This is a genomic window from Mycobacteriales bacterium (assembly GCA_036497565.1).
Classification (GTDB): domain Bacteria; phylum Actinomycetota; class Actinomycetes; order Mycobacteriales; family QHCD01; genus DASXJE01.
This window is the reverse complement of sequence record DASXJE010000116.1, coordinates 1-13,561: the sequence shown is the minus strand read 5'-3', so window position 1 is coordinate 13,561 and position 13,561 is coordinate 1. Positions and strand designations below refer to the sequence as shown.

At 72.1% G+C, this 13,561-nt stretch carries 14 protein-coding genes; 7 read left to right on the top strand and 7 right to left on the bottom strand.

Features of this window, described 5'->3' with window-relative positions; translation table 11 throughout:
• Positions 1 to 98: 98 nt before the first annotated feature.
• Positions 99 to 977 carry an aminoglycoside phosphotransferase family protein gene (locus VGH85_10195; GenBank protein HEY2174166.1) on the top strand — a complete coding sequence of 293 codons (879 nt, stop codon included), beginning with the start codon at positions 99 to 101 and terminating at the stop codon, positions 975 to 977.
• Between the two features lie 3 nt (positions 978 to 980).
• On the opposite strand, the gene VGH85_10190 is transcribed toward VGH85_10195, so the two are convergent.
• Genes VGH85_10190 through mca form a run of 3 tightly spaced genes read right to left on the bottom strand, consistent with a single transcriptional unit; the run spans position 981 to position 3,320 of the window.
• Complete coding sequence (locus VGH85_10190) at positions 981 to 2,165, bottom strand: PP2C family protein-serine/threonine phosphatase (protein HEY2174165.1); 1,185 nt, start codon at positions 2,163 to 2,165, stop codon at positions 981 to 983.
• 58 nt (positions 2,166 to 2,223) lie between these two features.
• Complete coding sequence (locus VGH85_10185; GenBank protein HEY2174164.1) at positions 2,224 to 2,445, bottom strand: hypothetical protein; 222 nt, start codon at positions 2,443 to 2,445, stop codon at positions 2,224 to 2,226.
• On the bottom strand, positions 2,442 to 3,320 hold the full coding sequence (mca, locus tag VGH85_10180; protein HEY2174163.1) for a mycothiol conjugate amidase Mca: 879 nt from the start codon (positions 3,318 to 3,320) through the stop codon (positions 2,442 to 2,444). Before mca ends, VGH85_10185 begins: the two co-directional genes overlap by 4 nt.
• Positions 3,321 to 3,600: 280 nt before the next feature.
• Between mca and greA the strand changes: the two genes are divergently transcribed.
• A complete protein-coding gene (gene greA / locus VGH85_10175) occupies positions 3,601 to 4,095 on the top strand; it encodes a transcription elongation factor GreA (protein ID HEY2174162.1) in 495 nt (164 codons plus the stop codon).
• On the opposite strand, the gene VGH85_10170 is transcribed toward greA, so the two are convergent.
• Positions 4,061 to 4,555 (bottom strand): Lrp/AsnC family transcriptional regulator, encoded by a 495-nt coding sequence (locus tag VGH85_10170; protein ID HEY2174161.1) that lies wholly within the window; start codon positions 4,553 to 4,555, stop codon positions 4,061 to 4,063. The genes greA and VGH85_10170 overlap by 35 nt on opposite strands.
• 150 nt (positions 4,556 to 4,705) lie before the next feature.
• Here VGH85_10170 and hppD point away from each other — a divergent pair, with 150 nt between their 5' ends.
• A complete protein-coding gene (gene hppD / locus VGH85_10165) occupies positions 4,706 to 5,839 on the top strand; it encodes a 4-hydroxyphenylpyruvate dioxygenase (protein ID HEY2174160.1) in 1,134 nt (377 codons plus the stop codon).
• Between the two features lie 37 nt (positions 5,840 to 5,876).
• Positions 5,877 to 6,716: a hypothetical protein gene (locus VGH85_10160; GenBank protein HEY2174159.1), complete on the top strand. Its 840-nt coding sequence runs from the start codon at positions 5,877 to 5,879 to the stop codon at positions 6,714 to 6,716.
• A gap of 1 nt (position 6,717) precedes the next feature.
• On the opposite strand, the gene ilvA is transcribed toward VGH85_10160, so the two are convergent.
• Genes ilvA through VGH85_10145 form a run of 3 tightly spaced genes read right to left on the bottom strand, consistent with a single transcriptional unit; the run spans position 6,718 to position 9,516 of the window.
• Positions 6,718 to 7,926: a threonine ammonia-lyase gene (gene ilvA / locus VGH85_10155; GenBank protein HEY2174158.1), complete on the bottom strand. Its 1,209-nt coding sequence runs from the start codon at positions 7,924 to 7,926 to the stop codon at positions 6,718 to 6,720.
• Between the two features lie 24 nt (positions 7,927 to 7,950).
• On the bottom strand, positions 7,951 to 8,496 hold the full coding sequence (locus VGH85_10150; protein ID HEY2174157.1) for a DinB family protein: 546 nt from the start codon (positions 8,494 to 8,496) through the stop codon (positions 7,951 to 7,953).
• Between the two features lie 24 nt (positions 8,497 to 8,520).
• On the bottom strand, positions 8,521 to 9,516 hold the full coding sequence (locus VGH85_10145) for an ROK family protein (GenBank protein HEY2174156.1): 996 nt from the start codon (positions 9,514 to 9,516) through the stop codon (positions 8,521 to 8,523).
• A 71-nt stretch (positions 9,517 to 9,587) separates the two neighbouring features.
• Here VGH85_10145 and VGH85_10140 point away from each other — a divergent pair, with 71 nt between their 5' ends.
• The 3 genes from VGH85_10140 to VGH85_10130 are packed head-to-tail and all read left to right on the top strand — an operon-like array spanning position 9,588 to position 13,419.
• Positions 9,588 to 11,030 (top strand): sigma 54-interacting transcriptional regulator, encoded by a 1,443-nt coding sequence (locus VGH85_10140; GenBank protein ID HEY2174155.1) that lies wholly within the window; start codon positions 9,588 to 9,590, stop codon positions 11,028 to 11,030.
• Positions 11,031 to 11,033: 3 nt separating this feature from the next.
• Positions 11,034 to 13,001, top strand: a complete 1,968-nt coding sequence (locus tag VGH85_10135) for a hypothetical protein (protein HEY2174154.1) — start codon at positions 11,034 to 11,036, stop codon at positions 12,999 to 13,001.
• Positions 13,002 to 13,011: 10 nt separating this feature from the next.
• A complete protein-coding gene (locus tag VGH85_10130; protein HEY2174153.1) occupies positions 13,012 to 13,419 on the top strand; it encodes a DUF2269 family protein in 408 nt (135 codons plus the stop codon).
• The last annotated feature ends 142 nt before the right edge of the window (positions 13,420 to 13,561 follow it).

Sequence of the window (13,561 nt, the reverse complement as noted above, 5' to 3'; positions counted from 1 at the left end):
CGCGTGGTCCTTCCCGACGCAGGTCACCTGCCGTGGGTGGAGCGGCCGGTGGAGTTCACCGCGGTGGTCCGGGACTTCCTCGCCGAACGGGCGGCACCGTGATACCCGACGCCTTCGCGCACGAGATGATCCGGCGTAGCGGCGATGCGGGCCGGGACTGGCTCCGCAGCGTTCCGGGACGCGTCGAGCGGTTGTGCCGACAGTGGGACGCGGAGCTGACCGGTGAACCGACGCTGTACGGCGACGTCAACCTCGTCTTCCCCGCGCGCCGGGCCGGTGCGGGCTGCGTCATCAAGATCTGCTGGCACGAGCACCGGACGTCCGACGAGGCGGCGGCGTTACGGACGTGGGACGGCCGAGGTGCTGTGCACCTGCTCGACGTGGGGCCGGCCGACAACGCGGTGCTGCTCGAGCGACTCGACGCCGGGCGCTCGCTCCGCGATCTCGACCTGCTTCCGGCCGCGGAGATCGCCGGCGGGCTGATCCGCACTCTCACCGTCCCCGCGCCCGCGGGGATCCCTCGCCTGTCCGCCATCGCCGCTGAGATCGCCGCGACGGTGTCGCCGAGACAGCGGGCACTCGGTGATCCGCTTCCGGCGCGGTGGATCGATCTGACCGCGGCTCTCGCCACGGATCTCGGGATCGCCGCCGGCGACGACCTCGTGCACGCAGATCTGCACTACGGGAACGTCCTGGCGGGAACCCGACTGCCCTGGTCGGCGATCGACCCGAAGGCCGTCGCCGGTGACCCCGAGCACTCGGTCCCCGAGCTGATGTGGACCCGGATCGACGACGCCGCGGACGACGCCGCGGTGGGTGAGCTGCTGGGCGTCCTCGTCGCCGCCGGCAAGCTGGACGCCGAAAAGGCCCGGGCGTGGACGATCGTTCGCGCCGTCGACTACTGGCTCTGGGCGCTGGGTGTCGGCTTCACCGAGGATCCGGTGCGCTGCCGTCGGTTGGTCGAGGCGCTGGCCTGACCGTCATTTCCCACCGTGCCAGTCGAGGCAGACGGCGGTGGCGTCGTCGGCCAACTCCCCGTGCCCGTGGTCGAGCGCCGCGTTGGTCAAGAGGCGGACGAACTCCGACGGAATCTGCCGCGCGTGGTCGGCCAGCAGCCGGGCGACGGCGGTGCGGCCGAACGGCTCGATGTCGTCGACGGCGACATCGCTGATCCCGTCCGTGTAGAGCAGGAGCCGGTCGCCCGGGTGCAGCTGCATCGGCTGCTCGACGAAGTCGGTCTCGGCAAACATCCCGAGCGGGGTGTCCGGCCGCAGCGCAAGCTCCGTGACCTCGCCATCGCGCAGCAGCAGCGGGGCGAGGTGTCCGGCGTCCACGACGCCGGCCGTCCCGGTCGGCACGTCGATGCGTATGAAGATCCCCGCGACGTAGCCGGGGTCGCCGAACTGGTCGGCCACATGCCGGGCCGCAAAACGGACCTGGTCGGAAAGACTGTCGCCCCGCCGGCGCGCGTTGCGGATCGTGGTCACGGCGAGGCTGGCCATCAGCGCCGCCCGCACGCCGTGACCCATGGCGTCGGTGACCGACAACGTCAACGACCCGTCCGCGACGGCGTAGTCGAAGGTGTCACCGCCGATCCGGTACGCCGGCTCCAGTGACCCGGCGATCGCGAACTCGGCGCAGTCGTAGGCGAGGACGGGCAGCAGCTCCCATTGGATCTCCGCGGCGATGTCCATGTCGTGGCGTCGACGCAGCACCTCGAACCGGTCGGTGTAACGACGGGCGGCGGAGAGGACATGGCCGAGCACGACCGCCACCTCGTCCAGGTAGGCGCGGTCCTCGGCGCTCACGGTGGGCAGGACGACGTCGAGCACGCCGATGCGTTCGGAGCGCACCCGGACCGGCAGGAGCATGCGGACGTCGCCGCTCTTGTCGGTGACCTCGACGATGCGCTGCCCCCGGAAGGCGACGCCGGGCATCGAGTCGTCGACAGGATATTCGACGAGATGGGCGGCCGCTCCGTGCGGCCCGTCATGGTCGCCGTCGACGGCAGTCAGCAGCCGCTCGGAGTAGTCGGCCACGAGAAGTCTCGTCCGAAGCGCGCCGAGCTGCTCGTGCAGCCGCTCAGCCAGCGTTTCGTCGATCCGGAACGGCGGCTGACCGTCGAGGTCGCGGACGAGCGCACCGATCCCGGAGCCATCAACCATGGGTGGCTACCTCCTCGAGCCGAACCCGACCTTGTCGCCGCACCGGGCTCTGGTATCGCTATCCGCCTCCGTGGCCGTCCCGGTCATGGTCGCTCGGTTTGCGCCCGCCGTCATCGGTGCGGTCGAACGACGCGGGTACGCGCTTGAGGTGCCGGATCATCGAGCGGGCGAGGAAGACCAGAGCGACACCGAGCACGACGATCACGACCAGGCCGATGGGGCCGGCCTGGTTGGACGCCTCGGCCGCCAGCGCGGGCACGAAGCCGGCCGCCGCGGTCACGCCGCGGTCCGCGCCCGGATGCCGGCGAACAGGTCGTCCTCGGGCAACTCGGTGTCGATGAGCGAGCGCGCCAACTCGTAGTCCTCGGTCGGCCACGCCGCCTGCTGGATGGCCAACGGCGTCGCGAACCACCGCCCGGTCGGGTCGACCTGCGTGGCGTGGGCGATCAGGGCCTGGTCACGGATCTCGAAGTAGTCCGCGCAGCGCACCCGGGTCGTGACCCGGTGCGACATGTCCCGCGAGTCGTCCCACTTGGCGAGCCACTCGGCGTAGGGCGAGTCGAGGCCGTGCGAGCGCATCGCCTCGTCGAGCGCCTCGAGCCGCGCCTTGGACATCCCCATCTGGTAGTAGAGCTTCGGTGTCGCCCACGGCTCGCCGGTGCCGGGGAACCGGTCCGGATCGGCGGCGGCGTCGTAGGCCTCGACCGAGACGGTGTGACACATCACGTGGTCGGGGTGCGGGTAACCGCCCCGCTCGTCGTAGGTGACCATCACGTGCGGCTGGAACCGGCGGATCATCTCGACCAGCGGGCGGGCGGCGACCTCGAGCGGCTGCAGCGCGAAGCAACCCTCGGGCAGCGGCGGCTTCGGGTCGCCCTCGGGGAGCCCGGAGTCGACGAAGCCGAGCCACTCCTGACGTACCCCGAGGATCTCGCGGGCGTGGCGCATCTCGCGCTCACGGACCGCGGCGATGTTGTCGGCGATCTCCGGGCGGTCCATCGCCGGGTTGAGGATCGAGCCCCGCTCCCCACCGGTGCAGGTCGCCACGAGCACGTCCGCGCCCTCGCGGACGTAGCGGGCCATCGTCGCGGCGCCCTTGCTCGACTCGTCGTCGGGGTGCGCGTGCACGGCGAGCAGGCGCAGTTGGTCGGTCACCGGTGCACTCTCCCAGCGTCGATCGGTGTTAACCGCATTCTCGCCGACGCCACCGACATCCCCGCCATGACCCCCATAGGGACCTCATGGCGGACGCCCACGGTGAGCGGCTGGATCGGTCGAATGGCCGGACTAGTCGGGAATGGTCGGTAGGGTGGAGAGCAGACATCGGCCCCGCCGGGGATCGATTGCTCGCCCCGGGATTATGCGCTCGGACACCGGCCGATGTTAACTTCGACGTTCGAGTGCGACCCGTTTCGGCAAGGAGCAGTACGTGTCGATGACCGACCACGACGCATCCGTCACCTGGCTCACGCAGGAGGCCTACGACCGGTTGAGGGCTGACCACGACCGGCTCGTCGACAGCCGCCCCGCCATGGCCGCCGAGATCAACGCTCGGCGCGAGGAGGGCGACCTGAAGGAGAACGGTGGCTACCACGCCGCCAAGGAGGAGCAGGGCAAGCAGGAGGCCCGCATCCGCCAGCTCGAGGATCTGCTGCGCACCGCCAAGGTGGGAGAGGCGCCGCCGGACAACGGCGTCGCCGAGCCAGGCATGGTCGTGACCGTCCGCTTCGAGAACGACGACGCGCCGGAGACCTTCCTCATCGGCTCCCGCGAGGAGGCCATGGGTGGCGACCTGGAGGTCTACTCGGCCGCGTCGCCCCTGGGCAAGGCGCTGACCGGGGCCACCGTCGGTGACACCCGCCAATACAGCCTGCCCAACGGCGCCACGATGCGGGTCACCCTGCTGGAGGCGAAGCCGTTCCACCGCTGAACAGCGGCAGCACGCGGTAGGGGATCAGGGTCGAGAGCGCGATCAGCGTCGACGTCCGCACGATGTCCGGGTCCATCACGACCTGATCGATCACCCGCTGCAGGTCGGCGTTGGATCGGGCCACGATCCGGCACAGCAGGTCGCCCTCGCCGGTGATCGTGTGCGCCTCGAGCACTTCCGGGATGCCGGCCAGGTGACCCGCGACGATCTGGTGTCCCCGGCCCTGGCGGATCTCCAGCGTGACGAACGCCGTCACGGCGTAGCCGAGCGAGGCCACGTCGAGATCGGGGCCGAAGCCCCGGATCACGCCGCGACGCAGCAGCCGGTCCAGGCGCGCCTGGACGGTGCCGCGCGCGACGCCGAGGCGCCGTGAGCACTCGAGTACGCCGATCCTCGGCTCGGCGGCGAGCAGGTGGACGAGGCGGGAGTCCAGCTCGTCCAGCGACGTCTCCTCGGGCATCGGCCCTCCCCTGCGCAGACTGGCCAACTTCTGCCGACGTTGGCGCCAGAGGGCTGGACAATATGTCCAGCGCCGCCGACCGTCATTGCGCAGAGTGTACGTCGCCCGCCAGGCTGGTCGTGTCCGCAGCGTCGCAACTGGGAGGCCCCGATGACCGAGACCGCAGCCCGCCCGACCACCCAGGCGACCCGCGCCGACGCCTTCCCGGTGCTCGGCATGGACGCCGTCGAGTTCGTGGTCGGCAATGCCCGCCAGGCCGCGCATTTCTACGCCTCGGCGTTCGGGATGGAGTTGGTCGCCTACGCCGGCCCCGAGTGCGGCACCCGCGACCACGCGTCCTACGTCCTCACCTCGGGCACCGCGCGGTTCGTCTTCACCGCCCCGGTCCGCGCCGGCACCCCGCTCGGCGAGCATCTCGCCCGGCACGGCGACGGCGTCATCGACCTCGCGCTCGAGGTGCCCGACGTGCCGGCCGCCTACGCCTACGCGACCGCCCACGGCGCGCTCGGCCTCGAGGAGCCGCACGAGCTCAGCAACGGGCACGGCACCGTCGTCCGCGCCGCGATCGCGGCCTACGGCGACACCCGGCACTCGCTGATCGACCGGTCCCGCTACACCGGCCCCTACCTTCCCGGCTACGTCGCGCGGGAGCCGATCACCGCGCCGCCGGCCACGCGCACCTTCACGGCGATCGACCACTGCGTCGGCAATGTCGAGCTCGGCAAGATGGATGAGTGGGTCGAGTTCTACCACCGGGTCATGGGCTTCACGAACATGAAGGAGTTCGTCGGCGACGACATCGCGACCGAGTATTCGGCGCTGATGAGCAAGGTGGTCGCAGACGGGTCCCGGAAGGTCAAGTTCCCGCTCAACGAGCCGGCCGCCGGGAAGCGGAAGTCGCAGATCGACGAGTATCTCGAGTTCTACGGCGGCCCCGGCGTCCAGCACATCGCGCTGGCGACCGACGACATCGTCGCGTCGGTGCGGCACATGGCGGCCGCCGGCGTCGCGTTCCTGCAGACCCCGGACAGCTACTACGAGGAGCTCGGCAACTGGGTCGGTGACACCCGGGTCCCGCTCGACACCCTGCAGGACCTGAAGATCCTCGCCGACCGCGACGAGGACGGCTACCTGCTGCAGATCTTCACCGCACCCGTGCAGGACCGGCCGACGGTGTTCTTCGAGCTGATCGAGCGGCACGGGTCGATGGGGTTCGGCAAGGGCAACTTCAAGGCCCTCTTCGAGGCGATCGAGCGCGAGCAGGAGCGCCGCGGCAACTTGTGACGACGCCCGGCCCGCGACTCTGGCACGCTGGAGGGTGATGGCCGATCAGCGGCGATACGACGACGGCACCCGACCGGTGCCGGCGTACCGCGACGTGCCGCCGAGCGGGCTCATCTCCCCGACATCGGCGGCCGACGCCACCGCACCCGGCCCGGTCGCCGGCCCGTTCGGCGACTCGCTGAGCGCCGCGTCCGCGCTCGCCGCCCCGCCCCCCGCGGGTGCCGCGCTGCCCGGGAGCGAGACCGCGCTCGACTTCGGCCGCTTCCCCGACTCCACCCGGATCTCCTCCCCCGACCTGGCCGGTCCCCCGCCAGCTCCGCCGCCACCTCCCGCGCCGCGACCTGCCCCCCGACCGTCGGCGACCCCGGCACCGCCGCAACCGCCGGTACGGCGAGCGCCCGTCGAGGCCGAGTCGGAACGGCAACCGGCCGCCGCCGCGGCCGAACCGGTCGAGCCGGCCGAGCCGACCAGCCCGATCCAGGAGGGCGACCAGGTGCACCTGGATCCGCTGCTGTACCGCAGGGTGCGGCCCCGCGCGGACCAGCGGCAGTCCGGGCCGCCGGCGGATGCGCCGTGGGCGCCACCGCGCGGCACCGTGCCGTGGACGCCGCCGCCGCGACCTGGCTCGCCCCGTGGCACGACCGGGTCCCGAGGCGTTCCGAGACTCGGCGAGCCCGGATCCGGCCCCGGACCGGTCCGACCACCCCAGTCCGCACCGGGCCAGCACGCACCGGGCCAGTCCGCGCCGGGCCAGTCCGCGCCGGGCCAGCGCGGCCCCGGGCGGCAGCCGGCGCGCCGCGGTGCCCGTCCGTGGTGGCTGCTGATCGTCGCGGCGATCCTGATCTTCAACCTGGCCCGCGGCTGCGGTCACATCTGAGTCAGCTGAAGACCAGCGTGTGCCCGCTGTCGCGCAGGGTGGCGAGCAGTGCAGCGCAGTGCTCCTCCCCGCGGGTCTCCACCGACAGGGCGACCTCGACCTCGCCGAGGTGCAGCTTCGCGCCGGTGCGCGAGTGTTCGACGTCGAGCACATTGGCCCCGGCGTCGGCGAGCAGCGCGAGCAGGCGGGCGAGCTCGCCCGGGCGGTCGGCGATGCGCAGTCGGAAGGACAGGTAGCGGCCGGCGCTGATCATGCCGTTCTGGATGACCCGCAGCAGCAGCACCGGGTCGATGTTGCCGCCGGAGAGCACGGCGACCACCGGCGGCTCGAACCGCTCGGGCTCTTCCATGATCGCGGCGACGGCGGCGACACCGGCCGGCTCGACGACCAGTTTCGCGCGCTCCAGGCACAGCAGGAGTGCACGGGAGAGCGCCTCCTCGGACACCGCGACCATGTCGTCGACGAGGTCGCGGACGAGCGGGAAGGTGAGATCGCCGGGGCAGCCGACGGCGATCCCGTCCGCCATCGTCGCCATCGACTTCAGCGGCACCGGGCGGCCCTCGGCGAGTGATCCCGGGAACGCCGCCGCGCCCGCGGCCTGCACGCCGACCACCCGCACATCCGGCCGGATCCCCTTCACCGCCGTCGCGAGACCCGCGGCGAGTCCGCCCCCGCCGGTGCTGACCGCGATCGTCCGCACATCCGGACACTGATCGAGGATCTCCAGGCCCACCGTGCCCTGGCCGGCCACGATGTCGGGGTGGTCGAACGGATGGATGAAGATCGCGCCGTGCTCGTCGGCGTACGCCGTCGCCGTCTCGATGGTCTCGTCGACCGCCTCCCCGGTCAGCTCCACCCGCGCGCCGTAGGCCTTGGTCGCGGCGATCTTCGGCAGCGGCGCGCTGACCGGCATGAAGACCGTGGCCGCGGCGCCGAGCAGCCGGGCGGCGAGCGCGACGCCCTGCGCGTGGTTGCCGGCGCTGGCCGCGACCACGCCCCGCGCCCGCTCCTCGTCGGTGAGCCGGGCGATCCGCACGTAGGCGCCGCGGATCTTGAACGAGCCGGCCCGCTGGAGGTTTTCGCACTTGAGGTACGCCGGGCCGCCGACCAGTTGGGACAGCGGCCGGGACCCCTCCACCGGCGTGACCCGCACGACGCCGGTCAGGAGTTCCTGCGCCGCCCGGACATCGTCGACGGTGACCTGTCCCATGTCCGGCATCCTGCCATCACGCCGTCAGTCGCCGGTCGCCCCGTCGATCCGCTCGCGGAGAAAGTCGGCATGGCCGTTGTGCCGGGCGTACTCCTCGATCATGTGGATGTAGATCCACCGCAGCGTCACCCCGTTGCCGCGCCGCTTGCGCGCGCCGACGGCATCGAGATCGGGGTGCGCCTCGCCGACTGCGCGGACGTGGTCCAACTCGGCGCGGAAGATGGCCAGGTCGGCCGCGACGTCGGCGGTGTCGACGTCGTCGAAGTCGCCGTCGAGGTTGTCGTCGGACCAGTACAGCCGAGCCACGTCCTCATCGAGCAGGACCCGGCGGAACCAGTTGCGCTCGACCTCGGTCATGTGCCGGACCAGGCCCAGGAGTGACAGGGAGGACGGCGGCACCGAGCGGTCGCGCAGCTGGTCGTCGGACAGACCCTCGCACTTCACCAGCAGCGTGGCGCGGTGGAACTCCAGCCAGGACTCGAGCATCGGACGCTCCGCGGCGACGAACGGCGGATCGGTGCGATTGCTGGCGTCGGGGAACTCAGGCTCCGGGGTCTGCTGGTCGGTCATCCGGCAACTTTATGGGGATGGCGGTCAATCCGCCGACCAATACCGCTCACCCTTCGCGAGCAGCGCCGCCGCACCCACCAGGCCCGCCTGCTGGTCGAGGGCCGCCGGGATGATCGGCACCTCCTTGGCGTAGTAGATCCGGGCGTGCTCGGCGTAGGAGCGGTGCAGCGGGTCGAAGAGCAGCGGGCCGGCCTGCGAGAGTCCCCCGCCGATGGTCACGAGGTCGATGTCGACGAGGGCCACCGCCGAGGCGATGCCGAGCCCGAGCAGCCGGCCGGCCCGCTCGAACGCCTCCCGCGCCACCGGGTCGCCGGCCCGCGCGTCGTCGGCGAGGTCGCGCGCGGACGGATGGTCGGCGGTGCCGGCCGGCGCCTGCCACCCGTGGCGCACGGCCCATTCGGCGACCCGGGGCCCGCGGGTCTCGGCCTCCACGCAGCCGTGGCCACCGCAGCCGCAGGACTGCCCGCCGGGCACGACCACGATGTGGCCGACGTGACCGGCGTTGCCGGTCGCTCCGTCGATGGCGTGCCCGCCCAGGATCAGGCCGCCGCCCACGCCGGTGGACACCACCATGCCCATCAGGTTGTCGTGCCCGCGGCCGGCGCCGAGCCAGTGCTCGCCGATCACCGCGCAGATCGCATCGTTGTGCAGCCGCACCGGCTTGTCGGGGAACCGCGCCGCCAGCCGGGCACGCAGCGGGAAGCTCCGCCAGGCGGGGATGTTCAACGGCGACACCTCGCCGGCCGGCCAGGTCATCGGCCCGCCGCACCCGACACCGACGCCGTCGATGCTGGTCTCGGAGACGGCCCCGCCGGTGGCCTCGGAGGCGCAGGCCAGCACCCGGTCGATCACCGAGCACAGCGCGACCCACAGCGCCTCGGCGTCGGCGGACGGGCCGTAGGGCGTCGCCACCCGGTCGGCGGCCAGCACGGTGCCTGTGTGATCCACCACACCGGCGGCGAACTTCGTGCCGCCGAGGTCGAGGGCGAGGATGGGCGACGTACCGACCGGGCTGACCATGCGCGACATTCTGGCCTACCCGCCGAGGTCGGGTATGTGCGGTGCCACGTCGGACGTCGTACCTTCGAACGGTGACGACACCGCCTTCTCCCACCACGCTCGGTGCGCTTCGCGAGTCGGGCCACGTCCACCGCTCGGTCAAGGCCGAGCTCCGCCACAACCTGCTCGACCGGCTCTCGTCGGGCGAGCCCAGCATTCCCGGCATCGTCGGCTTCGACGAGACCGTCATCCCCGAGGTCGAGCGGGCCGTGCTCGCTGGCCACGACCTGGTGCTGCTCGGTGAGCGCGGCCAGGGCAAGACCCGGCTGATCCGGACCCTGTCCGGACTGCTCGACGAGTGGACCCCGGTCGTCGAGGGCTGTGAGATCAACGACCACCCCTACGCGCCGGTCTGCCGGCGCTGCCAGGCGTTGCTCGCCGACCTGGGCGAGACCCTCCCCGTGTCGTGGAAGCACCGCAGCGAGCGGTACGGCGAGAAGCTCGCCACACCCGACACCAGCGTCGGCGACCTCATCGGCGACATCGACCCGATCAAGGTGGCCGAGGGACGCACCCTGGGCGACCCGGAGACCGTCCACTACGGGCTGCTGCCGCGCACCAACCGCGGCATCTTCAGCGTCAACGAGTTGCCTGACCTCGCCGAACGGATCCAGGTCTCGCTGCTCAACGTGCTCGAGGAGCGGGACATCCAGGTGCGCGGCTACGCGCTGCGCATGCCGCTCGACGTCCTGCTCGTCGCCAGCGCCAACCCCGAGGACTACACCAACCGGGGCCGGATCATCACCCCGTTGAAGGACCGCTTCGGCGCCGAGGTGCGCACCCACTACCCGATCGAGCTGGCCGACGAGCTGGCCCTGATCCGGCAGGAGGCGCAGCTGCGCTGGGACACCGGCGAGCACGGCTCGGGCCAGCGCGGCACCCACGTCGCGCCTCTGGTGCCGACCCACCTGGTCGACATCGTGGCCCGGTTCGCCCGGCTGGTGCGCGACGCCCCGCAGGTCGACCAGCGCTCCGGGGTGAGTGCCCGGTTCGCCATCGCCGCGGTCGAGACGGTCGCCGCGTCGGCCGTACGCCGGGCCGCGATCACCGGCGAGCCGAGTGCGGTCGCGCGGGTCTGCGACCTGCCGGCGGTGATCCCCGCGAGCCGGGGCAAAGTCGAGTTCGACGACGCCGACGAGGGCCGGGAGATCGACGTCCTGGCGCACCTGCTGCGGCGGGCCACCGCGGAGACGTTCCGGGCCACCCTGGCCGGGGTCGACCTGTCCGGGCTGCAGCACAAGTTCGACGAGGGCGCGACGGTCGAGACCGGGGATCTCGTCCCGGCCGCCGAGCTGCTCCGTCAGGTCGGACCGTTCCAGGGCCTGGCCACGATCCTGGAGCGGCTCGGCATCGAGGAGGGCGTGGAAAACCCCGGCCTGGCCGCGTCGGCGCTCGAATTCGGGCTGGAAGGGCTGCACCTGTCCCGCCGACTCGCCAAGGACGAGGTCCAGGGCCGCGTCCTCTACGGAGCCTGAGCCGTGGCCGCACCGGACCCGCACCACCGGTCGCGTTACTCGGCCTGGCACGGCGGCCGCGACCCACTGGAGCCGCCGTTCGACGTACGCCGGGCGCTGGACGAGATCGGCGACGACGTCCTGGAGGGCGACAGCCCGGCGGAGGCGCTGCAGCGCATGCTGCGGCGCGGCACCGACGGGCTGCGCGGACTCGACGACCTGCGCCGCCGGGTCCGCGAACGCCAGCGTGCGGCCCACCGCAAGGGCCAGCTCGACGGGACGCTGGAGCAGGTCAAGGAGCTGCTCGACCGGGCGCTGGAGTCCGAACGCCGCGAGCTGCTCCCCGACCCCTCCGACGCGGCCCGCCTCGCCGAGTCCGAGCTCGACACCCTGCCCAACGACCCGGCCCGCGCCGTCCGCGAGCTGAGCGACTACGACTGGCGCAGCGACGAGGCGCGGGCGGCGTACGAGGAGATCAAGGACCTGCTGCGCCGCGAGGTGCTCGACAGCCAGTTCCGGGGCATGAAGCAGGCGCTGCAGGGCGCCAACGAGCAGGACATGGCGCGGGTCAAGGACATGCTCGCCGACCTCAACCAGATGCTCGCCGCCGACGCGCGGGGCGAGCACACCCAGGAGCAGTTCGACGAGTTCATGGCCAAGCACGGGGAGTTCTTCCCCGACGCGCCGGCCAACCTCGAGGAGCTGGTCGACTCCCTCGCCCGGCGCGCGGCCGCGCAGCAGCGGCTGATGGACAGCCTCTCCGACGAGCAGCGCCAGGAGCTGTCCGACCTGATGGCCGGCGCGATGTCGGACGTCGGTCTGGCCAGCGAGCTCGACCAGCTCGGCCAGCAGCTGCAGGCGGCCCGGCCGGACCTGCGGTGGGGCGGGCAGGAACGGATGCGGGGCGACCGGCAGATGGGCCTCGGTGACGCCACCACGGCGTTGGAGGAGATCGCCGATCTGGAGGAGCTCGAGTCGCTGCTGGACCAGGACTACGCCGGGGCCACCCTCGACGACGTCGACCAGGAGCTGGTCGAACGCGCGCTCGGGCGGGGCGCGGTCGACGACGTGGAGGCCCTGCGCCGGATCGAACGCGAGCTGGAGCGGCAGGGCTACCTGGTCCGGCAGGAAGGCAAGCTGCAGCTCTCCCCGCGCGCCGTACGCCGGCTCGGGTCGACCGCGCTGCGCCGGGTGTTCACCGAGCTCAGCGCCACCGGTCGGGGCAGCCACGACGTCGCCGACGCGGGCGCCGCGGGCGAGCCGACCGGCGCGAGCCGGGGGTGGCAGTACGGCGACGAGCAGCCGCTCGACGTCGTCCGCACCCTCACCAACGCCGTGCGGCGGTCCGAGCCCGGTCGGGGAGTGAAACTCGCGGTCGACGACTTCGAGGTGATCGAGACCGAACGTCGTACCAGCGCCGCAGTCGCGCTGCTAGTCGACCTGTCCTATTCGATGGCGCTGCGCGGGGCGTGGGGCGCGGCGAAGTCGACCGCGCTGGCGCTGCACAGCCTGGTGACCACCCGCTATCCGCAGGATGCGATCGAGGTGATCGGCTTCAGCCGCTACGCGCGGGCGCTGCAGACCACCGAGCTGGCCGGCATGTCCTGGGACATGGACCAGGGCACCAACCTGCAGCACGCGCTGATGCTGGCGTCGCGGCACCTGGCCAAGCATCCGGACAGCGAGCCGATCATCATGGTGGTGACCGACGGCGAGCCGACGGCGCACCTGACCCGCGACGGCAATGCGGAGTTCGCGTGGCCGCCGCTGCCGGAGACGGTGAGCCTGACGTTCGCCGAGGTCGAGCGCGCCACCCGCCGCGGCGCGACGATCAACGTGTTCCTGCTCGCCGACGAGCCGGGTCTCGTGCACTTCGTCGACTCGATGGTCGAACGCAACGGCGGGCGGGTGTTCTCGCCGAGTCCGGACCGCCTGGGCGAGTTCGTCGTCCGCGACTACCTGCGGGCCAGGAGGGGTCGCCGCCGCCGATAGGCTGCCGCGCATGAAGGTGCTGCTCACCCTCCACCTGATCGGTGCGGTGTTCCTGGTCGGTCCGGTCGTGGGCTCGTGCATGGTCGCCATGCGGGCGACCCGCACCGGCGACGTCGAGGCGGCGCGCGGCGCGGCCCGCACGACCACCATCTACGGATGGGCGACGCTCGCGGTGTTCGTGCTCGGCGCCGCGATGGTGCAGGGCAAGGACCGCAGCGGGCACTTCTCCTTCACCAACACCTGGATCATCGCGTCGATCGTGCTGTACGCCGCCGCGTTCGTGCTGACGGTCTTCGTCCTCGCTCCGGCCCTGCAGGACGCCGCGACGAAACCGCTGCGGCCGCAGCTCGCCGCGGTAGCCGGCATCATCACCGTGCTCTACCTGGCCATCGTCGTACTCATGGTCTACAAGCCGTGAGCGTGCGGGTCGAGCAGGCCCTTCCCGCGGTCACCATCCCGCTGATCCACCGGGTGCTGCGGCCGCACCAGGAGTGGGCGGAGGCCGCGCAGATCGGTGCCGCTCCAGGGGCGGTCGGGCTCGCGGCGTACCTCGACGACCG